Annotated in this window: 20 protein-coding genes; 19 read left to right on the forward strand and 1 reads right to left on the reverse strand. The window is 71.0% G+C overall.

What is annotated here, in order from left to right; genetic code table 11:
• Positions 1-16 precede the first annotated feature (16 nt).
• Positions 17-1495, reverse strand: coding sequence for a sugar transferase (locus ABZ877_RS28525; RefSeq protein WP_361076596.1), 1479 nt, complete (start codon positions 1493-1495; stop codon positions 17-19).
• A gap of 707 nt (positions 1496-2202) precedes the next feature.
• On the opposite strand from ABZ877_RS28525, the gene ABZ877_RS28530 reads away from it, so the two are divergent.
• The 19 genes from ABZ877_RS28530 to ABZ877_RS28620 all read left to right on the forward strand — a co-directional run bounded on the left by ABZ877_RS28530 (position 2203) and on the right by ABZ877_RS28620 (position 23188).
• Entirely contained in the window at positions 2203-2427 is a 225-nt protein-coding gene (locus ABZ877_RS28530; RefSeq protein WP_361076490.1) for a DUF2945 domain-containing protein, read from the forward strand.
• Complete coding sequence (locus ABZ877_RS28535) at positions 2427-2771, forward strand: DUF3140 domain-containing protein (RefSeq protein WP_361076492.1); 345 nt, start codon at positions 2427-2429, stop codon at positions 2769-2771. Before ABZ877_RS28530 ends, ABZ877_RS28535 begins: the two co-directional genes overlap by 1 nt.
• A 123-nt stretch (positions 2772-2894) precedes the next feature.
• Positions 2895-5291 carry an excinuclease ABC subunit UvrA gene (locus ABZ877_RS28540; RefSeq protein ID WP_361076495.1) on the forward strand — a complete coding sequence of 799 codons (2397 nt, stop codon included), beginning with the start codon at positions 2895-2897 and terminating at the stop codon, positions 5289-5291.
• A gap of 92 nt (positions 5292-5383) precedes the next feature.
• On the forward strand, positions 5384-5602 hold the full coding sequence (locus ABZ877_RS28545) for a hypothetical protein (protein ID WP_361076498.1): 219 nt from the start codon (positions 5384-5386) through the stop codon (positions 5600-5602).
• On the forward strand, positions 5599-5688 hold the full coding sequence (gene kdpF, locus ABZ877_RS28550; protein ID WP_361076501.1) for a K(+)-transporting ATPase subunit F: 90 nt from the start codon (positions 5599-5601) through the stop codon (positions 5686-5688). Before ABZ877_RS28545 ends, kdpF begins: the two co-directional genes overlap by 4 nt.
• An 8-nt stretch (positions 5689-5696) precedes the next feature.
• Positions 5697-7361 carry a potassium-transporting ATPase subunit KdpA gene (gene kdpA / locus ABZ877_RS28555; protein WP_361076504.1) on the forward strand — a complete coding sequence of 555 codons (1665 nt, stop codon included), beginning with the start codon at positions 5697-5699 and terminating at the stop codon, positions 7359-7361.
• A 38-nt stretch (positions 7362-7399) separates the two neighbouring features.
• A complete protein-coding gene (gene kdpB / locus ABZ877_RS28560) occupies positions 7400-9469 on the forward strand; it encodes a potassium-transporting ATPase subunit KdpB (protein ID WP_361076599.1) in 2070 nt (689 codons plus the stop codon).
• A gap of 6 nt (positions 9470-9475) precedes the next feature.
• Positions 9476-10135: a potassium-transporting ATPase subunit C gene (locus ABZ877_RS28565; RefSeq protein ID WP_361076507.1), complete on the forward strand. Its 660-nt coding sequence runs from the start codon at positions 9476-9478 to the stop codon at positions 10133-10135.
• Positions 10136-10250: 115 nt separating this feature from the next.
• Complete coding sequence (locus ABZ877_RS28570) at positions 10251-11099, forward strand: ATP-binding cassette domain-containing protein (protein ID WP_361076510.1); 849 nt, start codon at positions 10251-10253, stop codon at positions 11097-11099.
• Between the two features lie 143 nt (positions 11100-11242).
• A complete protein-coding gene (locus ABZ877_RS28575) occupies positions 11243-12094 on the forward strand; it encodes an ABC transporter ATP-binding protein (protein ID WP_361076513.1) in 852 nt (283 codons plus the stop codon).
• Positions 12095-12106: 12 nt separating this feature from the next.
• Positions 12107-13450 carry an FtsX-like permease family protein gene (locus ABZ877_RS28580; protein WP_361076602.1) on the forward strand — a complete coding sequence of 448 codons (1344 nt, stop codon included), beginning with the start codon at positions 12107-12109 and terminating at the stop codon, positions 13448-13450.
• Positions 13451-13555: 105 nt separating this feature from the next.
• Positions 13556-13942 carry a cell division protein SepF gene (locus tag ABZ877_RS28585; RefSeq protein WP_361076516.1) on the forward strand — a complete coding sequence of 129 codons (387 nt, stop codon included), beginning with the start codon at positions 13556-13558 and terminating at the stop codon, positions 13940-13942.
• Between the two features lie 192 nt (positions 13943-14134).
• On the forward strand, positions 14135-15316 hold the full coding sequence (locus tag ABZ877_RS28590) for an ATP-binding protein (protein ID WP_361076519.1): 1182 nt from the start codon (positions 14135-14137) through the stop codon (positions 15314-15316).
• Positions 15313-15675 (forward strand): nucleotide pyrophosphohydrolase, encoded by a 363-nt coding sequence (locus ABZ877_RS28595; RefSeq protein WP_361076521.1) that lies wholly within the window; start codon positions 15313-15315, stop codon positions 15673-15675. The genes ABZ877_RS28590 and ABZ877_RS28595 overlap by 4 nt, the downstream gene beginning before the upstream one ends.
• A gap of 122 nt (positions 15676-15797) precedes the next feature.
• Positions 15798-16289: a DUF6099 family protein gene (locus ABZ877_RS28600; RefSeq protein WP_361076524.1), complete on the forward strand. Its 492-nt coding sequence runs from the start codon at positions 15798-15800 to the stop codon at positions 16287-16289.
• A gap of 112 nt (positions 16290-16401) precedes the next feature.
• Positions 16402-17322, forward strand: coding sequence for an LLM class F420-dependent oxidoreductase (locus tag ABZ877_RS28605; protein ID WP_361076527.1), 921 nt, complete (start codon positions 16402-16404; stop codon positions 17320-17322).
• Between the two features lie 320 nt (positions 17323-17642).
• Positions 17643-19130 (forward strand): 3' terminal RNA ribose 2'-O-methyltransferase Hen1, encoded by a 1488-nt coding sequence (locus tag ABZ877_RS28610; protein WP_361076529.1) that lies wholly within the window; start codon positions 17643-17645, stop codon positions 19128-19130.
• Positions 19127-21715 (forward strand): polynucleotide kinase-phosphatase, encoded by a 2589-nt coding sequence (locus ABZ877_RS28615; RefSeq protein ID WP_361076532.1) that lies wholly within the window; start codon positions 19127-19129, stop codon positions 21713-21715. The genes ABZ877_RS28610 and ABZ877_RS28615 overlap by 4 nt, the downstream gene beginning before the upstream one ends.
• Positions 21716-21964: 249 nt before the next feature.
• A complete protein-coding gene (locus ABZ877_RS28620; protein WP_361076535.1) occupies positions 21965-23188 on the forward strand; it encodes an arginine deiminase in 1224 nt (407 codons plus the stop codon).
• The last annotated feature ends 37 nt before the right edge of the window (positions 23189-23225 follow it).

Here is a 23225-nt window from a genome sequence, read left to right on the forward strand (position 1 = left end):
CAGCCCCCCTTGCGTCTCAGTACGCTCCCTGTCCCCGGAGTACCGCGCGCAGCGTCTTCCACAAGATCACCGAGTCCAGGGCGAGCGACCAGTCCTCCACGTACCGCAGGTCGAGGCGGACCGCCTCCTCCCACGGCAGGTCACTGCGCCCGCTGATCTGCCACAGCCCGGTCAGCCCCGGCTTCACCAGGAGCCGCCGCCGGATGTCCGGCCCGTACGCGGCCGACTCCTCCGGCAGCGGAGGGCGCGGCCCGACGAGCGACATGGATCCCGTCAACACGTTGAACAGCTGCGGGAGTTCGTCGAGCGAGTACTTGCGCAGGACGCCACCCACCCGGGTCACCCGCGGATCCCGGCGCATCTTGAACAGCAGGCCCGCGCCCTCGTTCTGGTCGGCGAGCTCGGCGCGCACCCGGTCGGCGTCGGCGACCATGGTGCGGAACTTGAAGATCGTGAACTCCTGGCCGTCCTTGCCGACCCGGCGCTGGCGGTAGACCGCCCCGCCCCGGCTGTCCGCGACGACGAGCAGCGCGACCACCACCATCACCGGCGCGAAGAACAGGATCAGCGCCGCCGCGCCGAGCCGGTCCACGACGCCCTTGATGACCCGGCGGCCACCGGTGAAGGCGGGCATGCTCACGCGCAGGAGCGGGATGCCCAGTACGGCGTCGACGTGCAGGCGCGGGCCCGCGACCTCCATCAGGACCGGGGCGACGACCATCTCGGCGTCGCTGCCCTCCAGGTTCCAGGCGAGGCGCTGAAGGCTGTCGGGCGACCAGTGCGCGTCGGGGGTGACGGCGACGACGCGGTAGCCGTCGCGGTGGACGTGGTTCGCGACGTCGGAGAGGCGGCCGACGACCGGAACGCCGTCCAACTGGTCGTTGTCCGGCCCGAGTCCGTCGGGCGTGCACACCGCCTCCACGCGCCAGCCGAGGTGCGGGAACTTACGGGTGCGGGTGATCAGGTCGTGCACGGTCGCCGGGGAGCCGGCCGCGAGAACCGGTCTGAGGCAACGCCCCTCCTTGCGCTGCTTGTGCAGCCACAGGCGGAGCAGATAGCGGGCGGTCATCGTGGTGACCGCGATCGCGGGGATCGCGACGAATATCCAGAGCTTGATGTTGCGCGAGGTCAGCGCTATCCCGCCGAGCGCGAGGACGACGGTCGCCGTGAACAGCGAGCGGCCGAACCGGCGGAACTCCTCGGCGCCCTGGCCGAGCACCGCGGGCGCCCAGGCCCGGCTCAGCGCGAGCGAGGCGAGCACCAGCAACTCGGTGCCGAAGGCGAGGATGCCCCACTTCTCATGCCAGTTGGCCGCGTCCCGCGCCCCGAAGAACTGGCCTATCGACGCCACCACCACGGCCGTCGCCGCCGTGTCGCTGATGATCACCGTACGCCGGTACCGCTGCTCCCAGTCGGTCGCGGGCTGACTGAGTGTCCCGCTCCCCAGCCGCCCGCGCGCCGGCGGTAACGGGCTTACTAATTCCCCCTGTTGCACTGACCCCCCCAGGTCACCAGTGGGCTCGACATGTTCGCTCCACACGGTTCCTCCCCCCCAGGAGGCGCCCCCGCCCCCCGCACTGTGTTCTCCCCCCGGGAGGCTCTGCCCCCCGTGCCGCACTGTTCCGTTCAGCGGAAGGCCCCCGCCTTCCGCGCCGCACTGTTCTTCCCCCCGGAAGGCGGTTCTCGGCCTTCCGCGCATGACATTTCGGCTGAGCAGCGTCGTTTGAACACCTCGCCCGGGCGGCAGTGATCTCTCACGGCCCGCCAGGGCGCCAAGGTGTGCGGAACCCGCCGGATCCCCGGATGCTCCCCACACCCGGGGCCCAGGTCCGGGCCCGAAGAATGATCACCCCCACGCCTGGCGCCGGGGACCCACCCGCAGGCTGTCCCTGACACCCGACTTATAGATCGTCATTTGTCGCGTCGTGTCCACATGTGGAGCACGGTCAATCTAGACCATCAGCGCCGCCGTGTAGAGGGGATGTGTGGAACTCGTGCGCAAGTTCTGAGACGCGATCCGGAGCGCGGGGGGCGCGACGTTCCCCCAGGCAACACGCGGTCGAACGCACGTCCGCGAGGGAGAGCGCTTTCCGGGTGGAGCGGGGGTGGGGTGGACCCGTTCGGCCCCCTGCCGCCGGGTGCGGCCGGGCCGCTGTCGTCGCCGGAATGCGGCGGACGCCGAAGGGCGGGAGAGTGGGTGGCATGGCCAAAAAGAAGAATCTCAGCAAGGGCGACAAAGTCACCTGGAGCAGTCACGGGCAGGACGTCCCGGGGAAGGTGGAGAAGAAGATCACCAAGAACACGGAGGCGGCGGGCCGTACCGTCAAGGCGTCCAAGGAAGAGCCGCAGTACGAAGTCACCAGCGACAAGTCCGGAAAGAACGCCGTGCACAAGCCGGAAGCCCTGCACAAGAAGAACAACGGCTGATGAGCGGGAAAAGCGACGACGACCGCGAGGGCACCATCAAGGAGTTCGGCGAGGTCGTCAACATGACCCCGTCCGCCCTGAAGAAATGGCTCGACACCGACGAGTCCAAGAGCGTCGGCCAGTCCGACGGCGGCGGTGAGAGCGTCGGACACGCCTCCGGTCGCCGCATCATCGCCTTGCAGGAGAAGAAAAAGGGCGACCTCACCGACGACGACATCGCGCATATGCGAAAAGTCGTCGGCTATGTGCACCGTCACATGAAACAGCGCCCCTCCGGGGACGTCACGGACACCCGCTGGCGGTACTCCCTCATGAACTGGGGCCACGATCCGAAGAAGAAGTAAGGGGCCGCACCGCACCGCTCCCACCGCGGCTCCCGTGGCCGAAATCCGTCAGGAACGGAGAAGCCTCCCCGCGTCCGCCCCGTGGATACTGCTCCCAGCCGGGTCGCCCGACGTATGGAGAGCATGATGACCACTAAGGCCAGGAAGACCGATACGCCGCAGGCGGGGCAGCACGTGGCCGACAGTCACGATCTGATCCGGGTGTACGGGGCGCGGGAGAACAACCTCAAGGACGTCAGCGTCGAACTGCCCAAGCGACGGCTGACCGTCTTCACCGGGGTCTCCGGCTCGGGCAAGAGCTCCCTGGTCTTCAACACCATCGCCGCCGAGTCGCAACGGTTGATCAACGAGACGTACAGCGCCTTCGTCCAGGGCTTCATGCCGACGCTGGCCCGCCCCGAGGTGGACGTCCTCGACGGCTTGACCACAGTGATCACCGTTGATCAACAACGGCTCGGCGCCGACGCGCGCTCCACCGTCGGCACAGCCACCGACGCCAACGCCATGCTGCGCATCCTCTTCAGCCGCCTCGGCACCCCGCACATCGGCTCCCCCAAGGCGTTCTCCTTCAACGTCGCCTCGATCTCCGGCGCCGGCGCGGTGACCGTCAAGCGCGGCGGCCAGAACGTCAAGGAGCGCCGCAGCTTCAGCATCACCGGCGGCATGTGCCCGCGCTGCGAGGGTCGCGGCTCGGTCTCCGACATCGACCTGACCGCCCTGTACGACGACAGCAAGTCGCTGGAGGAGGGCGCGCTCACCATCCCCGGCTACAGCATGGACGGCTGGTACGGCCGCATCTTCACCGGCTGCGGCTTCTTCCCGCCGGACAAGCCGATCGCCCGCTTCACCAAGCGGCAACTGCACGACCTGCTCCACAAGGAGCCCACGAAGATCAAGGTTGACGGGATCAACCTCACGTACGAAGGGTTGATTCCGCGCATCCAGAAATCGATGCTCTCCAAGGACATCGACTCGCTCCAGCCGCACATCCGCGCCTTCGTCGAGCGCGCCGTCACCTTCGCCGTCTGCCCGGAGTGCGAGGGCACCCGGCTCAACGAGGGCGCACGTTCCTCCAAGATCAAGGGCATCAGCATCGCCGACGCCTGCGCCATGGAGATCCGCGACCTCGCCACCTGGGTGCGCGAACTGAAGGAGCCCTCGGTCGCCCCACTGCTCGAATCGCTCCAGCAGACCCTGGAGTCGTTCGTGGAGATCGGCCTCGGCTACCTCTCCCTCGACCGGCCCTCCGGCACCCTGTCCGGCGGTGAGGCGCAGCGCGTCAAGATGATCCGCCACCTCGGCTCGTCCCTCACCGACACCACGTACGTCTTCGACGAGCCGACGACCGGACTGCACCCGCACGACATCCAGCGGATGAATGAGCTGCTGCTGCGCCTGCGCGACAAGGGCAACACCGTGCTCGTCGTGGAGCACAAGCCGGAGATGATCGCGATCGCCGACCATGTCGTGGACCTGGGGCCCGGGGCCGGTTCGGGCGGCGGCAGCGTCTGCTTCGAGGGGACCGTGGAGGGGCTGCGGGCCGCCGACACCGTCACCGGACGCCACTTCGACGACCGGGCCGCCGTCAAGGACACCGTCCGCAAGCCGACCGGCGCCCTGGAGATCCGCGGCGCCTCCACGCACAATCTGCAGGACGTGGACGTCGACATCCCGCTCGGCGTCCTGACCGTCGTCACCGGGGTCGCCGGATCCGGCAAGAGTTCGCTCGTGCACGGGTCGATCCCGGCGGGCGAGGGCGTCGTCTCGGTCGACCAGAGCGCGATCCGCGGCTCGCGGCGCAGCAATCCGGCCACGTACAGCGGCCTGCTCGACCCGGTCCGCAAGGCGTTCGCCAAGGCCAACGGCGTCAAGCCCGCCCTCTTCAGCGCCAACTCCGAGGGCGCCTGCCCCACCTGCAAGGGCGTCGGTGTCGTCTACACCGACCTGGGGATGATGGCGGGGACCGCCACGACCTGCGAGGAGTGCGACGGCAAGCGGTTCGACGCCTCCGTCCTTGAGTACCGCCTCGGCGGCCGCGACATCAGCGAGGTCCTGGCGATGTCCGTGGCCGAGGCCGAGGAGTTCTTCCGCGCGGGCGACGCCCGCACCCCGGCCGCGCACAAGATCCTGGAGCGCCTGAACGACGTCGGCCTCGGCTACCTCACGCTCGGCCAGCCCCTGACCACGCTCTCCGGCGGCGAGCGCCAGCGGCTCAAGCTGGCCGCGCACATGGGGGAGAAGGGCGGCGTGTACGTCCTCGACGAGCCGACCGCCGGGCTGCACCTGGCCGACGTCGAGCAACTGCTCGGCCTGCTCGACCGGCTCGTCGACTCCGGCAAGTCGGTCATCGCCGTCGAGCACCACCAGGCCGTCATGGCGCACGCGGACTGGATCATCGACCTCGGCCCCGGCGCGGGACACGACGGCGGCAAGGTCGTCTTCGAGGGCACCCCGGCGGACCTGGTCGCTGACCGCAAGACCCTCACGGGGCAGCACTTGGCGGAGTACGTGGGCGCCTGACCTCCGGCGGCGGCGTAAGGGAGGCGTCAAGGGCGCGCACGTCCCCGTATGGGAGGCGTCAACAGGGACCGGAACCGGCCACGAGCGGATGTTTGCTCGAACCGTTCAAGCAGTTCGAGCAGTACGAGCAGTGCGAGCAGTCCGAGCAGTGCAAACGGCTCATACCGCCCGAACCGTTCGAGCCGTTCCGTCCCTGTCCGTCCTCGCACCTCATCCGGGAGCCCACGATGGCCGATCTGGCCTTCGTCGTCACCACGGTCGCGGTCTTCGCGCTGGTGGCCCTCGTCGCCAAGGGGGTGACCAAGCTGTGACCCCCGAACATGTCGTCGGGCTCGTCGTGGCCGTCGCCCTGCTCGGCTATCTCGTCCTCGCCCTCATCCGTCCGGAGAGGTTCTGAGCGCCGACATGAGCCCCGTACTCGCCGGAGCGCTGCAGTTCCTCGCCCTTGTCGCGGCGCTCGCCCTGGCCCACCGTCCGCTCGGTGACCACATGGCCCGGGTCTACTCCTCGCAGAAGCACCTCCGGGTGGAGAGATGGATCTACAAGGGCATCGGCGCCGACCCGGACACGCGGATGCGCTGGACCGCGTATCTGCGCGGCGTCCTCGCGTTCTCCGCCGTGAGCGTCCTGTTCCTCTACCTCCTCCAGCGCCTCCAGGGCGCGCTGCCCGGCTCGCTCGGCTTCCGGTCGATCGACCCGGACCAGGCGTTCAACACGGCCGCGTCCTTCGTCGCCAACACCAACTGGCAGTCGTACTACGGCGAACAGGCCATGGGCCACGTCGTGCAGACCGGCGGCCTCGCGGTGCAGAACTTCGTCTCGGCCGCCGTGGGTATCGCCGTCGCCGTCGCGCTCGTCCGCGGCTTCGCCCGGACCCGCAGCGGCGAACTGGGCAACTTCTGGGCCGACCTGGTACGCGGTGTCATCCGCATCCTTGTACCGATCGCGGCGCTCGGCGCGGTCGTCCTGGTCGCCTGTGGCGCGCTCCAGAACTTCTCGGGCATCCACGAGGTCGGCCAGTTCATGGGCGGCTCGCAGCAGTGGAACGGCGGCGCCGTCGCCTCCCAGGAGGCCATCAAGGAGCTCGGCACCAACGGGGGCGGCTACTTCAACGCCAACTCCGCCCACCCCTTCGAGAACCCGAACGGCTTCACCAACCTCTTCGAGGTCTTCCTCATCCTGGTCATCCCGTTCGCGCTCACCCGCACGTTCGGCGTCATGGTCGGCTCGGTCCGGCAGGGCTACGCGATCCTCGCCACGATGGCGACGATCTGGGTCGCCTTCACCGGCCTGATGATGTGGACCGAGTTCGCCCACCACGGACCCGCGTTCGACCTCGCGGGCGGCGCCATGGAGGGCAAGGAGAACCGGTTCGGCATCGGCGGCTCGTCGATCTTCGCCGTCGCCACGACGCTGACCTCGACCGGCGCCGTCGACTCCTTCCACTCCTCCTTCACCGGCCTCGGCGGCGGCCTCACCCTGCTGGGCATGCAGCTCGGCGAGATCGCGCCCGGCGGCACCGGATCCGGCCTCTACGGCATGCTGATCATGGCGGTCATCGCCGTGTTCCTCGCGGGCCTCATGGTCGGCCGCACACCCGAGTACCTCGGCAAGAAGATCGGCACCCGCGAGATCAAGCTCGCCGCCTGCTACCTGTTGATCACCCCGGCGCTCGTCCTCGTCCTCACGGCCTTCTCCATGGCCCTACCGACACCGAGGAACTCCATGCTGAACGGGGGCGCGCACGGGTTCTCCGAGATCCTCTACGCGTTCACGTCCGGCGCCAACAACAACGGCTCCGCCTTCGCGGGCCTGAGCGCCGACACGGACTGGTTCAACACCACCATCGGGCTCGCCATGCTGCTCGGTCGGTTCCTGCCGATGGTGTTCGTGCTCGCGCTCGCCGGCTCGCTCGCCGAGCAGCGGCCGGTCCCCGCCACATCAGGCACCCTGCGCACCGAGAAACCCCTGTTCACGGGTCTGCTGGTCGGCACGGTCCTGATCGTCGCCGGGCTGACCTTCTTCCCCGCCCTGGCGCTCGGCCCGCTCGCGGAAGGGCTCGCCTCATGACCGTACACACGAAGAAAGCCGAGGGAACCGTGGCCGTCATGGACACCGCCACCCCTGCGACGGACAGCAAGGTCGGCGCCGGTCTCTTCGACCCGGTCCAGCTCCTGAAGTCGCTCCCCGACGCCTGCCGCAAGCTGCACCCGCGGACGATGATCAAGTCCCCGGTGATGTTCGTGGTCCTCGTCGGCTCGGTCCTGACGACGGCGTTCTCCTTCACGCACCCCGCCGACTGGTTCGGCTGGACCATCAGCGCCTGGCTCTGGCTGACGGTGATCTTCGCCAACCTCGCCGAGGCCGTCGCGGAGGGGCGCGGCAAGGCGCAGGCCGACACCCTGCGCAAGGCCAAGACCGACACGGTGGCGCGCAGGCTGAACGGAACGGCCGAGGAACGGGTGCCCGGCACCGAGCTGCGCGTCGGTGACCTCGTGGTCTGCGAGGCGGGCGATGTCGTGCCCGGCGACGGTGACGTCGTCGAGGGCGTCGCCTCCGTGGACGAGTCCGCGATCACCGGCGAGTCCGCGCCCGTCATCCGCGAGTCCGGCGGCGACCGCTCGGCCGTCACCGGCGGGACGAAGGTGCTCTCCGACCGCGTCGTCATCAAGATCACGACGAAGCCCGGGGAGACGTTCATCGACCGCATGATCAACCTGGTCGAGGGCGCCGCCCGGCAGAAGACGCCGAACGAGATCGCGCTCAACATCCTGCTCGCCTCGCTGACCATCGTGTTCCTGCTCGCCGTGGCCACACTGCCGCCGTTCGCGCAGTACGCGGGCGCGCACCTCGACATGGTCGTCCTCGTGGCCCTGCTCGTCTGCCTCATCCCGACCACGATCGGCGCCCTGCTCTCCGCCATCGGCATCGCGGGCATGGACCGCCTCGTGCAGCGCAATGTCCTCGCCCTGTCCGGGCGCGCCGTCGAGGCCGCCGGTGACGTGTCCACGCTGCTGCTGGACAAGACCGGCACCATCACCTTCGGCAACCGCAGGGCGGCGGAGTTCGTCCCGGTCGAGGGCGTCACCGAGGCCGAACTCGCCGACGCCGCGCAACTGTCGTCCCTGGCCGATGAGACCCCCGAAGGCCGCTCCATCGTGGTCCTCGCCAAGGAGAGGTACGGGCTGCGCGAGCGCGGGCAGGGCGAGCTGACCGGCGCCGAATGGGTCGAGTTCACCGCGCAGACCCGGATGTCGGGCGTCGACGTCGAGGGCCGCGCGATCCGCAAGGGCGCGGCGGGATCGGTCGCCGCCTGGGTCGAGGCGCGGGGCGGCCGGGCGTCCGGAGCCGCTGGGGACGCCGACCGGCTCGTCAAGGCGATCTCCGAGGCGGGCGGCACCCCGCTCCTCGTCGCCGTGGACGACGCCGACGGCGCCCGCGTCCTCGGCGTCGTCCACCTCAAGGACGTCGTCAAGGACGGCATGCGGGAACGCTTCGACGAACTGCGCCGCATGGGCATCAGAACCGTCATGATCACGGGCGACAACCCACTGACGGCGAAGGCCATCGCGGACGAGGCGGGCGTCGACGACTTCCTCGCCGAGGCCACGCCCGAGGACAAGATGGCGCTGATCAAGCGGGAGCAGGCGGGCGGCAAGCTCGTCGCGATGACCGGTGACGGCACCAACGACGCCCCGGCCCTCGCCCAGGCGGACGTCGGTGTCGCCATGAACACCGGCACGTCGGCCGCGAAGGAGGCCGGCAACATGGTCGACCTCGACTCGAACCCGACCAAGCTCATCGAGATCGTCGAGATCGGCAAGCAACTGTTGATCACACGAGGCGCATTGACGACCTTCTCCATAGCCAACGACGTCGCCAAGTACTTCGCGATCATCCCGGCCCTGTTCGCCGCTGTCTACCCGGGCCTCGACAAGCTCAACATCATGCGCCTGTCCAGCCCGGACTCCGCGATCCTCTCCGCGGTCGTCTTCAACGCGCTGATCATCGTCGCGCTCGTCCCGCTCGCCCTCAAGGGCGTCCAGTACCGCCCCGTCAGCGCGGACCGGCTTCTGCGCCGCAACCTCTCCGTCTACGGGCTCGGCGGCCTGATCGCCCCCTTCATCGGCATCAAACTCATCGACCTGCTCCTCTCCCTCATCCCCGGAATCGGCTGATCGGCTATGCACACCTCCCTCCGCGCCACCGGCCGGCTCCTCGGCGCGGGCCTGCGCGCCCTGCTCCTCCTCACCGTCGTCTGCGGCGTCCTGTACCCGCTCGCCGTGACCGGCGTCGCCCAGGCCGCCTTCCCGCACCGGGCCAACGGCTCCGAGATCACCTCCGACGGCAAGGTCGTCGGCTCGTCCCTCATCGGCCAGACCTACCGCACCAAGGACGGCAAGCCCGACCTCCGCTGGTTCCAGCCCCGGCCCTCGAACGGACTCGGCACGAACAGCGTCAACACCCAGTACACATTGATCCTGTCCGGCGCCACCAACCTCTCCGGCGCCAACCCCGACCTGATCAAGCAGATCAAGGACGCCAGGGCCGCCGTCATCGCGGACAACTCCACGTCCACGTACAAGGTGCGCGCCGCCCAGATCCCGCCCGACGCCGTCACCTCCTCCGGCTCGGGCCTCGACCCGCACATCTCACCGGCCTACGCGCGCCTCCAGACCCACCGGGTCGCGGACCGCAACCACCTGCCCGTGGCGCGGGTCCGCGCACTGGTCGAGCAGCACACGGAGGGCCGGGTGCTCGGCTTCATGGGGGAGCCGGGGGTGAACGTCCTCGAACTCAACGTGGCCCTGCGCGAGTTGACCACCGCCGATCGAGCATCATGAGCGTCACTCCCGGCCGGGGCGTGCGCGGCGGCCCGTCCACGACTCGGACGCGGGCGCGGATAAATGTGACGTACAGCTAGTCTCGCCTTCGGTAGGCGAAGGAGCGGGAGGCGCCATGAACGGGACGGACGAGGCGGACGAGCAGGTCAACCAGGTGGCCGACGGGAACGGCGGCCGTGTCGTCGCCGCCCTGGACGGGGTGGACCTGCGCCGCCTCACCACCGGCCAGGTCATCCTCGACGGCATCGACTGGACCGTCCGCTCCGGCGAGCACTGGGCGCTGCTCGGCCCGAACGGCGCGGGCAAGACCAGCATCCTCCGCCTCGTCGGCGCCACCGCCTTCCCGACCACCGGCACGGTCGAGGTCCTCGGCCACCGGCTCGGCCGCGTCGACGTCCGCGAGCTGCGCGCCCTCATCGGCCACGTCTCCACCTCCCAGCGCGTCCCCCAGGACCTGCCCGGCCACACCGTCGTCCTCACCGGCCACACCGGCACCGTCCAGCCGCTGTGGAAGTCCTACGACGACGAGGTGCGCGAGCGCGCCCACGCCCTGCTCGCCGAGCTCCAGATCAAGGAGCTCGCCGACCGCCCCTACGGCGTCTGCTCGGGCGGCCAGCGCGCCCGCGTCCTCATCGCCCGCGCCCTCATGGCGGACCCCGCGCTGCTCCTGCTCGACGAACCGTTCAACGCGCTCGACCTGCCCTCGCGCGAGGACCTCATCGACACGATGCCTCAACTGGCGGTCAACAGGCCCGGGCTGGCGACCGTGACCGTCACCCACCACCTGGAGGAGCTGTCCCCGGCGATCAGCCACGCGCTGCTCCTGCGCGAGGGCCGCGTCCTCGCGCGCGGCCCGGTCGACGAGGTCCTGACGGCGGAGCGCATGACGGCCTGCTTCGGCCGCCCCATCGAGGTCACACGGCACGCCGGCCGCTGGCTGGCCCGCTCGGGCGGTCACCTGTAGCGCAGGCCGGTGGGGGCCTCCGCACGTGCCAGGTGTACGTAACACCACCCCTGGCCCGGGCCGTACACCCCATGTGCCGCGCGGCCGTCGTCCCTAGCGTCGAAGGCGAGGCGCACAGGGCGCCGGACGAGGGGATCGGCGACATGCGACACCGCCAACAGCACGGGCAGACATCCGCGTACGGCCGAGGCGAGGCACTCCGCCTGGTCAGGGTCAGCAAGACATACGGCGCGACGCCAGGGGACGGGGACGGGCCCGGCGCGCCCGGGAACGGCACGCAGGTCAAGGCGCTCGACGACATCACCCTGTCCCTGCCCACCGGCAGCTTCACGGCGGTCATGGGGCCGTCGGGGTCGGGCAAGTCGACGCTGCTGCACTGCGCGGCCGGGCTCGACCGCCCCGACAGTGGCCTGGTCGTGGTCGACGGTGAGGAGATGACCGGCGGACCCGGACCGGCGCGCGGCGAGGCCGCGCTCACCAGGTTCCGCCGCACCCGCGTCGGCTTCGTCTTCCAGCAGTACAACCTGCTGCCCACGCTCACCGTCGCGCAGAACACCGTCCTGCCGCTCCGCCTCGCCGGGCGGCGCGTCGACCGCGCGCGGGCCGAGCGGATCCTCGCCGACGTCGGCCTCGGCGACCGGCTCGGGCACACCCCCGACCAGCTCTCCGGCGGCCAGCGCCAGCGCGTCGCGATCGCCCGCGCCCTGGTCACCGAACCCTCCGTCGTCTTCGCGGACGAGCCGACGGGGGCCCTGGACACGCGCAGCGCCCGCGACGTGCTGCGGCTGCTCCAGGAAGCGGTGCGGCTGCACGGCAGGACGGTGGTCATGGTGACGCACGACCCGGTCGCGGCGTCCTACGCGGACTCCGTCCAGTTCCTCGCCGACGGCCGGCTCGCCGGACAGATGCGGGCCCCGACCGCCGACCAGATCGCCGAACGCCTCGCCCACCTCGGCGACGACACCCGCACCGACGACACCCGCCAGGAGGTGTGAACCGTGTTCACCATGCTCGGCCTTGCCACCCGCTCCGTCCGCCGACGCCCCGGACGCTTCCTGGCGACGCTCCTGTCCGCGTTCCTCGGCGCGGCCATCATCATGACGTTCAACTCCCTGCACGACACGGCGAGCGCGAACGACGTCGACAAGGTCAGCGCGGAGACCCTGCGGACCGCAGCGAGCGTCGTCGGCGGCTACGGCACGCTCCTCGTCTTCTTCGCGATCGCCTCGACGCTGACGGTCAACGTCCGTCAACGTACGGACGAGATCAACCTGCTGCGCGCCACCGGAGCCACCCCAGCCCAGATCACGCGCATGGTCGTTGGCGAGGCCACGGCCGTCGCGCTCGTCGGCACGCTCCTCGCCATCGGCCCCGCCATGCTCGGCGGCACCGTCCTGCTCTCCGTGTTCAAGGACAGCGGCCAGGTCGCCGGCCCGGTCGACCACGCCTTCGGGCCGATCGCCCTCATGTCCGGCTTCTGCGTCTCGCTCCTCGCGTCGGCGGGCGCGGCCTTCCTGGCGGTGCGGCGTGCCGCCAAGGCCGCGAGGGCCACCGGGCAGAAGCGGAGGGCGGGCAGGGGGCGGAGGTTCACGACCTGGGCGGCGCTCGTCGCCGGAGCGCTCACCGCGTCCGCCACGTTCGCCATGAAGGCGACGAACGCGGCCCTGATGGCACCCCCCGCCTACGGCGCGATCCTGCTCTCCGTCGGCTTCGCTTTGGTCGCGCCGGACCTGCTGCGCACCGTGCTCGGCCGGGCGGAGCCGCTCCTGACGGCGCTCGCGGGGGCGACCGGCTATCTGACCGTGCGCACTCTGCGACGCAAGGCGTCCGAACTGTCCGGCACGCTCGTGCCGTTGATCCTCTTCACGGCCATGGCCACGGCGACGCTGTACATGCAGGCCGTCGAGAACGACGCGATCAAGGCATCGGGGTCGGTCAAATCAATCGAGGACAAGAACCTGGAAACGCTCAACTTCACCGTGGTCGGCATCATCGTCGTCTTCGCCTGCATCATGTTGATCAACACCCTGTACGCGGCGACGGCCTACCGCGTACGCGAATTCGGCCAGCAGCGCCTGGCCGGCGCCACCCCCGCCCAGGTCCTGGCGACCGTCGCGGCCGAGGGCGTCGTCCTGACCGTCACCGGAGTGTTCTTCGGCACACTCGCCGCGCTCGCCGGCCTGGTCCCCTTCACCGTCGTGCGCACCGACGCCGTGCTGCCCGGCCACGGCCTCGGCATCTGGCTCGCCGTGGTGGCCCTTGCCGCCGCCGCCACGCTGGTGACCAGCCTGGTCACCGCCCGCCGGGGCGTACGGGTGCCGGCGGTGGAGGCCGTCGCCCTGGCCGCGTAGGACGGCGCGGGACTCCGGTCCGTGTCGGTGTTGGGCTGAACGGGTGACATGGCGTAAGAATTGTTCGGTGCAGACAACAGTGCGAGCCCGGACGGGGTGGGGGCAGTGAACGGCCACGACGTCACCGACGAACAGTGGGAAGGGCTCGCCCAGGTCGTACCGCTGCGCAGCCGCAACGAATGGCCGTCGGCGGTCGGCCACCGGGCGATCCCCGAACGCGAGACCGAACCGCGCCGCCGCTTCGTCGTCCTGCGGGTCAACGTCTTCGGTGACGCGCGCGAGGTCGCCGAGACCGTGATGTCCGGCATCCCGGTCCTGCTCGACCTCTCCGGCGCCGAGACCGACGTGGCCAAGCGCGTCCTGGACTTCAGCAGCGGCGTCGTCATGGGCCTGGGCTGCGGCATGCACCGCGTCGACCGCAACGTGTTCCTCCTCGCGCCTCCCGGCACCGAGGTACAGGGACTGGTGGCGGGAGCGGGCGCCCTCTCCTGACCCGGTGACGGGCAACGAAGTGCCTTCACGGGACACCACCGCAGAACGCCATCGCCACCACCGCGGGGCTGCCGTCCCGCGGTGGTCGCCGTGAACCGGGCGGCGGCAAGCCCGAGAGGCATAGTCCCCCGATCGTAGGAAGGTCCGGGAGGATGAACGATTCTCCGCACCTGGACCCCCTACTTTCACCGCATGACAGTGCTCCACCGGGGCACGCCCCCGACGCCCCAGGCCCCGTCCCCGGACTCGTCCACGAACCGCCCCCGCGTCACCGAACTGCGGCTCTCCGCCTTCGGCCGCCATCGCGCCGCCACCCTGCCCCTCGGCCCCTTCACCGTGCTGACCGGCCCCAGCGGCAGCGGCAAGTCCAGCGCCCTGCGCGCCCTCGGAGCACTCGCCCGACTCGGCGGCGGCGCTTGCCTCGCCGACGTCTTCCCCGAACCCCGCCGCTACGTCCCCGAACGCGCCAAGCCCGACGCCCAGCAGCGCCGGGGCTTCCGCATCGGCTGCACGATCGACGGACCGGTCGGCCCCGTCCACCTCGACCTCGCCGTCCAGGCCGAACCCGAACTCCGCATCGTCGGCGAGCGCCTCACCGGCCCCGACGTCCGCTACCTGGAGACGGCGCTGCGCGACCCCGGCCGCCGCGACGTCCAGGCCGCCTGGCACACCGCCGGGTCCGTGCCCGTCACCCGAGGCCCGCTCCCCGACGACTTCCTCGGCACCGCTCTGCTCCCGTTGCGTGTCGCCGGCCGCACGGAGGGCCAGCGCCAGGTCCTCGCGGCGGCCGAACAGGTCGTGGTCGGACTGCGTTCGGTGTTCCCCTGCGACCCGGTGCCCGCCCGGATGCGCGCCCCGGCCAGGAGCCGCGCCGACCGGCTGCTCGGCGGCTGCGACAACCTCGCGACCGTACTGCGCCGCACTCGCACGGAGTGCGCGACCCGGCACTCCCTCCTCGTCGCCACGGCCCGCGAGGGCCTCGCCGGACCGGTCGCGGACGTCCTCGCCGAACCCACCCCCGGGGGCGCCGTACGGGCCGTCATCGACCGCGGCGACGGATCGCTCAGCCCGGTCGAGCGGCTCGGGGACGGCGAGCTGCGCTACCTGGCGCTCGCCCTCGTCCTGCTCACCGGACCCCGCGTGCTCGAGGTCGACACGGCGGCCGAGGTGCCCGAGGCGTATCAGAGCCTCACCGTTCTCGCGGACAATCTCGACCGCGCCCTCGACCCCGCCCAGTGCGCCCAACTCGTCGCGCTGGCCACCCGCATGTGCGCCCGCGGCCACATCCGCCTCGTCGCGGCGACGGGGGAGAACAGCCCCGCCGCGCAGGAGGCCAGGGGGCGGGGCGCCACGGTGGTAGACCTGAAGGCGTGACAGAAAAGATCGATGTGCGGGCGTTGCAGACCAGGCTCGCCCGCTTCGCCGCCGCCCGGGACTGGGAACGCTTCCACACGCCGAAGAACCTGGTCGCGGCGTTGAGCGTGGAGGCGTCCGAACTGGTCGAGATCTTCCAGTGGCTCACCCCCGAGCAGTCGGCGCGCGTCATGGACGACCCGGAGTCGGCCCACCGCGTCGAGGACGAGATCGCCGACGTCCTCGCCTACCTCCTCCAGCTCTGCGAGACCCTCGGCGTCGACCCGCTCGCGGCGCTCTCCGCGAAGATCGACCGCAACGAGACCCGCTTCCCCGTACCCGGTGCACACGCGAACGACCGTCACTCTCCGGAGTCATAGAAATATCCACAGGGGACTCCGTGTCCACAGATTTCGGGCGACCTCTGGCTTTTCGACTCGGAGGCCCTCACTCTGGGTAGTGAAACAGGGAGAGCGGGACGCGGGACGGGACGGGGACACGGATGGATGCGGTGCGGCTCATCGGGGTCGGCCGACGGGCCCTGGCGACGAGCCAGGACGCGCCGGACATCATGAGGGAGGCATGGCAGGCACAGGCGTTGGCACAAGCGATAGGCAGTCGCCTCGCGCTGCTCGGACCACCCGAGTTACGGGGTGACGCGCGGGCGCTGACCGAGGCGGGAACGCGCGGCAGCGGCGGCTCGGTGATACCGGTGGTGGGCGCGGGCGGTATCCGCGCCGCGCAGATGACCGAACTGGGCGATGTGTACGAGGCGTTGAGCGGCCTCGGCGCACTGCTCGGCGACGTCGGCATCGCGCTCGTCGCGGTGGCGAGCGCGTCGTTCGAGGAGGGGGCCTACTGGCAGTGCATGGAGGCGATCGACGCGGCGGACGAGTCCCGGGACCGGGCGCTGGAGATACTGCGCCGGCTCCCTGAGTGGGACAGCCGCCCGAGCAGGAAGGAGTCGGCGCCGGGCTCGGACTCGGCGGCCTGAGGGGACAGCGGCCTGAGGGGACAGCGGCCCGAGGGGCGGCGGGCACCGGACCACCCGAAGGAGCCGCGCGACGGTCCCCACCACGACGCGCTGCACCGTGCAGGATGGAGGTATGGATCTTCGAATCTTCACCGAGCCCCAGCAAGGGGCCACCTACGACACTCTTCTGACCGTGGCCAAGGCGACGGAGGACCTCGGCTTCGACGCCTTCTTCCGGTCGGACCACTACCTGCGTATGGGTACGTCCGACGGGCTGCCGGGCCCGACGGACGCCTGGATCACGCTGGCCGGTCTCGCCCGGGAGACCAAGCGGATCCGGCTCGGCACGCTGATGACCGCCGGCACGTTCCGGCTGCCGGGTGTCCTCGCGATCCAGGTGGCGCAGGTCGACCAGATGTCGGGCGGCCGCGTCGAACTCGGCCTCGGCAGCGGCTGGTTCGAGGAGGAGCACAAGGCGTACGGCATCCCCTTCCCGAAGGAGAAGTTCGCCCGCCTCGAGGAACAACTGGCGATCATCACCGGGCTGTGGGCCACCGAGGTCGGCTCCACGTTCACCTACGACGGCACGTACTACCAGCTCACCGACTCCCCGGCGCTGCCCAAGCCCGCGCAGACGAAGGTGCCGGTGCTGATCGGCGGACACGGGGCGACGCGTACGCCCCGGCTCGCGGGACAGTACGCGGACGAGTTCAACATCCCGTTCGCCTCGATCGAGGACAGCGAGCGGCAGTTCGGCCGCGTCCGGGCCGCCGCCGAGCAGGCCGGGCGGGCGAGCGGCGACCTGGTGTACTCCAACGCGCTGGTGGTGTGTGTCGGCAAGGACGACGAGGAGGTCAAGCGCAGGGCCGAGAAGATCGGCCGCGACGTCGAGGAGCTGAAGGTGAACGGGCTCGCGGGTTCGCCCGCGGAGGTGGTCGACAAACTGGGCCGCTACGCGGCGATCGGCTCCGAGCGTGTCTACCTCCAGGTCCTGGACCTGGCCGACCTGGACCACTTGGAACTGATCGCGTCACAGGTACAGACACAGCTCTAGCAGGGTAGGAGCGGACCGGGACGGGACGGCACGGAAGGAGCACGCCCTCACCGCCGCCCCCACCCGGCCCGGCCGCGCCGCCCACCCGGCGCTGTCCCGCCATGCGCTACCTGGCTCACCCGGCGCTGCCCCGCCCCGCGCCACCCGCTCACCCGGCGCTGTCCCGCCCCGCGCCCCCGGCCCACCCGCGCTGCCCCGCCCCCACGCCACCCACCAACCCCGCGCTGCCCCGCCCCGCGCTCACCCCGAACCCGTATCCGCCCCCTTCACCAGGGAAACTCGCTGGCCCGCGGAGCGGTTGGCGCGGGAGACTCGGGTGTGTGTTCTTGACGATCAGTACCACCGGCACTCCGGAGCGCCCCGCGACCGACCTCGGGTTTCTGCTGCACAAGCATCCCGAGAGCGCGCAGGCGTTCTCGACCTCCTACGGCACCGCGCACGTCTTCTACCCGGAGGCGAGCGTGGAGCGGTGCACGGCCGCGCTGCTCCTTGAGGTCGATCAGGTGGCGCTGGTCAGGCGCGGCAAGGGGAAGGGCCGGGGCGGTGCTCCGGACGCGGCGCTGGCGCAGTACGTGAACGACCGGCCGTACGCGGCGTCGTCGCTGCTGGCGGTGGCGGTGAGCAGTGTGTTCTCCAGCGCGTTGCGCGGGGTGTGCAAGGCGCGCCCCGAGCGGGCGCGGGAGGCTCTGCCGCTGCGCGTGGAGGTGCCCGCGCTGCCCGCGCGGGGCGGGCCCGACCTCGTACGGAAGCTGTTCGAGCCGCTCGGGTGGGCGGTCGAGGCCGAGGCGGTGCCGCTGGACGAGAACTTCCCGGAGTGGGGGGCGTCGCGGTACGTACGGCTCGTGCTGGTGGGGGAGGTGCGGCTGGCGGAGGCGTTGCGCCATCTGTACGTGCTGCTGCCGGTGCTCGACGATGCGAAGCACTACTGGGTGTCGGCGGACGAGGTCGACAAGTTGTTGCGGGCGGGTGAGGGGTGGCTGGCGGAGCACCCCGAGCAGAAGTTGATCACCAGCCGGTATCTGTCGCGGCGCTGGTCGCTGACGCGGCAGGCCATGGAGCGGCTCGAACTGGTGCGGCTCGCGGACGCGGACGACACGGTGGTCGAGGCCATAGACAACGCGGTCGACGCCGACGACGAGCAGAGCGACACCGAGGAGCGGCCCGTCGCGCTGGCGGTGCTGCGGCGTGAGGCGATCATCGCCGAGCTGCACGCGGCCGGGGCGACGCGCGTCCTCGACCTCGGGTGCGGGCAGGGCCAGTTGGTGCAGGCGCTGTTCAAGGACGTGCGGTTCAGCGAGATCGTGGGCGTCGACGTGTCCGTACGGGCGCTCACGCTCGCCGCCCGGCGGCTGAAGCTGGACCGGCTGGGGGAGCGGCAGGCCGCGCGCCTGCAGTTGTTCCAGGGGTCGCTCGCCTATACGGACAAGCGGCTCAAGGGGTACGACGCGGCGGTGCTGAGCGAGGTGATCGAACACCTGGACCTTCCCCGGCTGCCCGCGCTCGAGTACGCGGTGTTCGGTTCGGCGCGGCCCCGTACCGTCCTCGTGACCACGCCGAACGTCGAGTACAACGTGCGCTGGGAGTCGCTGCCCGCCGGGCACGTCCGCCACGGCGACCACCGGTTCGAGTGGACGCGGGCGGAGTTCCGCGACTGGGCGGAGCGCGTCGCCGGGCGGCACGGATACCGGGTGCGGTACGTGCCCGTCGGGCCCGACGACCCCGAGGTGGGGCCGCCCACGCAGATGGCCGTGTTCAGCCTGGCCGACGACCACAGCACGACGACGAAGAAGAAGGAGGCAGCAGCATGAGCGCCAGCAGTGGCAGTGGCAGTGACAGCAACCACACCGACACCGGAGCGAGCGGCGCGCGGACGCTCGCCGTCACCGACCTCTCCCTCGTCGTGCTGGTCGGCGCGTCCGGCTCGGGCAAGTCCACGTTCGCGCGGACGCACTTCGCGCCGACCGAGGTCATCTCCAGCGACTTCTGCCGCGGCCTGGTCGCGGACGACGAGAACGACCAGAGCGCGAGCCGGGACGCGTTCGACGTGCTGCACTACATCGCGGGCAAGCGGCTCGCCGCCGGGCGGCTCACCGTCGTCGACGCGACCAACGTCCAGCAGGACGGCCGCCGCCAGCTCGTCGAACTGGCGCGGAAGCACGACGTGCTGCCCATCGCCATCGTCCTCGACGTCCCCGAGGACGTGTGCGCCGCGCGCAACGCCGCCCGCACCGACCGTGCCGACATGCCGCGCCACGTCATCTCCCGGCACACCCGCGAACTGCGGCGCTCGCTGCGCCACCTGGAGCGCGAGGGGTTCCGCAAGGTGCATGTGCTGCGCGGGGTCGCCGAGGTCGAGAGTGCGCGGGTCGTGCGCGAGAAGCGGTTCAACGACCTGCGGCACCTCACCGGACCGTTCGACATCGTCGGCGACATCCACGGATGCGCGAGCGAACTGGAGACGCTGCTGGGCAAGTTGGGGTACGTGGACGGGGCGCACCCCGAGGGGCGTACCGCCGTGTTCGTCGGCGACCTCGTCGACCGCGGGCCCGACACGCCCGGCGTGCTGCGCCGCGTCATGGGCATGGTGAAGGCCGGGACCGCGCTGTGCGTGCCCGGCAACCACGAGAACAAGCTCGGGCGCTGGCTCTCGGGCCGCACCGTGCAGCACACGCACGGGCTCGCCGAGACCGTCGAGCAGTTGGAGGCGGAGAGCGAGGAGTTCCGCGCCGAGGTGCGGGAGTTCGTGCGCGGCCTCGTCTCCCACTACGTCCTCGACGGCGGAAAGCTCGTCGTGTGCCACGCCGGGCTGCCCGAGAAGTACCACGGGCGGACCTCGGGCCGGGTGCGTTCGCACGCGCTGTACGGGGACACGACCGGGGAGACCGACGAGTTCGGGCTGCCCGTGCGCTACCCGTGGGCCGAGGACTACCGGGGCAAGGCCGCCGTCGTCTACGGGCACACGCCGGTGCCGAACGCCACGTGGCTCAACAACACCATCTGCCTGGACACGGGTGCCGTGTTCGGTGGCAAGCTGACCGCGCTGCGCTGGCCCGAGCGGGAGCTCGTCGAGGTGCCCGCCGAGCGCGTCTGGTACGAGCCGGCCCGGCCGCTCGCCACCGAGGCGCCCGGCGGGCACGAGGGCCGGCCGCTCGACCTCGCCGACGTGCACGGCCGCCGCACCGTCGAGACCCGGCACACCGGCCGGGTCACCGTACGGGAGGAGAACGCGGCGGCGGCGCTCGAAGTGATGAGCCGGTTCGCGGTCGACCCGCGTCTCGTGCCGTACCTGCCGCCGACCATGGCGCCGACCGCGACGTCCGAGGTGCCCGGCTATCTGGAGCACCCGGCGGAGGCGTTCGCGCAGTACGCGGCCGACGGGGTCGAGCGCGTCGTGTGCGAGGAGAAGCACATGGGGTCACGGGCCGTCGTGCTGGTCTGCAAGGACGCGGACGCCGCGCGGGCTCGGTTCGGGGTGGAGGAGGAAGGGGTCACCGGGTCGCTGTACACCCGTACCGGGCGGCCCTTCTTCGACAGTCGTGAGACCACGGAGGAAGTGCTCGGGCGGGTGCGGGACGCGGTCGGGGCCGCCGGGCTCTGGGACGAGCTCGACACTGACTGGATACTCCTGGACGCCGAACTGATGCCCTGGTCGCTCAAGGCGTCCGGGCTGCTGCGCTCGCAGTACGCCGCGGTCGGTGCGGCCTCCGGGGCCGTGTTCCCGGCCGCGCTCGGCGCGCTGGAGACGGCCGCCGCGCGCGGGGTCGACGTCGCCGGGCTGCTCACGCGGCAGCGGGCGCGGGCGTCCGACGCCGCCGCGTTCACCGACGCGTACCGGCGGTACTGCTGGAGCACCGACGGGCTCGAAGGGGTACGGCTCGCGCCGTTCCAGGTCCTCGCGGTGCGGGGGCGGTCGATGGCCGGGGTGCCGCACGACCGGCAGCTCGCGCTCATCGACCGGATGGTCGAGCACGATGCGAGCGGGCTGCTGCGGACCACGCGGCGGCTGTACGTCGACACGGGGGACGCGGAGTCCGTGCGGGGCGGGGTCGACTGGTGGCTGGAGATGACCGGGCGCGGAGGCGAGGGCATGGTCGTCAAGCCGGTCGGGGCGCTGGTCAGGGACGGCAAGGGGCGGCTCGTGCAGCCCGGCGTGAAGTGCCGGGGGCGGGAGTACCTGCGGATCATCTACGGGCCCGAGTACACGCGGCCCGAGAATCTGGCGCGGCTTCGGCAGCGGTTCCTCGGGCACAAGCGGTCGCTCGCGGTGCGGGAGTACGGGCTGGGGCTCGAGGCGCTTGAGCGGCTGGGGGAGGGGGAGCCGTTGTGGCGGGTGCATGAGGCTGTGTTCGGGGTGCTGGCGCTTGAGTCCGAGCCGGTTGATCCTCGGCTGTGACAGGGGCTCGGCGCCCGGCCCGGGGGTGGTGCGGTGCGGCCGCGTCGTGGCTGGCTCGCGCCGTTCCCCGCGCCCCTTTGGGGCGCCCGCTCGCCGTCGCGGGTGCGAGTTCGTCGTGGCTGGGCGCGCAGTTCCCCGCGCCCCTTTCGGGGCTTCCCGTGGCCGGCATGTTGTTCCCCGCGCCCCTTTTGGGGCACCCGCTGGGCGCCATGTCGTTGTACTCGGCCCTTCTGGGGCAAAGATGAGCGCATGGGATTTCACGTCGACTCCGAGGCCGGGCGGCTGCGCCGCGTCATATTGCATCGGCCTGATCTGGAGCTGAAGCGGCTCACGCCGAGCAACAAGGACCAGCTCCTCTTCGACGACGTGCTCTGGGTGCGGCGGGCGCGGCAGGAGCATGACGGGTTCGCCGATGTGCTGCGGGACCGCGGGGTCGTCGTGCACCTCTTCGGCGATCTGCTCACCGAGACGCTGGAGTCGGACGCCGCCCGGCGGCTCGTCCTGGACCGGGTCTTCGACGAGAAGGAGTACGGGCCGCTCGCCACCGGCGCGCTCCGGGCCGCCTTCGAGACGATGAGCGCGGAGGAGCTGGCCGAGGCGCTGATCGGGGGGATGACGAAGCGGGAGTTCCTGGAGCGGCACGCCGAGCCGACCTCCGTGCGGTTCCATGTCATGGACCTCGACGACTTCCTGCTCGGGCCGCTGCCCAACCACCTCTTCACCCGCGACACGTCCGCCTGGATCTACGACGGCGTGTCGATCAACGCCATGCGGTGGCCGGCCCGCCAGCGCGAGACCGTGCACTTCGAGGCCATCTACCGCCACCACCCGCTCTTCCGCGACGAGAGCTTCCACGTGTGGTCGGAGGGGCAGGCCGACTACCCGAGCACCATCGAGGGCGGTGACGTGCTCGTCATCGGGCAGGGCGCCGTGCTCATCGGGATGAGCGAGCGGACGACGCCCCAGGCCGTCGAGATGCTCGCCCACAAGCTGTTCGCGGCGGGCTCCGCGCGGACCATCGTCGCCCTCGATCTGCCGAAGCGGCGGGCGCTGATGCACCTGGACACCGTGATGACGATGGTGGACGGCGACACGTTCACGCAGTACGCGGGGCTCGGCATGTTGCGCTCGTACACCATCGAGCCGGGCAGCTCGGCGCGTGAGCTGAAGGTCACCGACCATCCGCCGGAGCACATGCACCGCGCCATCGCCGCCGCGCTCGGGCTCGACTCGATCCGGGTCCTGAGCGCGAGCCAGGATGTGCACGCCGCCGAGCGGGAGCAGTGGGACGACGGGTGCAACGTCCTGGCCGTGGAGCCGGGCGTCGTCGTCGCCTACGAGCGGAACGCGACCACCAACACGTATCTGCGCAAGCAGGGCATCGAGGTGATCGAGATCCCCGGCAGCGAACTGGGCCGGGGCCGCGGCGGCCCGCGCTGCATGAGCTGCCCCGTCGAGCGGGAGAGCGTATAGAATTGCGGATGGTCGTATATACTTCCATCCGTCCATC

It is taken from the genome of Streptomyces sp. NPDC046939 (assembly GCF_040644575.1).
GTDB lineage: Bacteria > Actinomycetota > Actinomycetes > Streptomycetales > Streptomycetaceae > Streptomyces.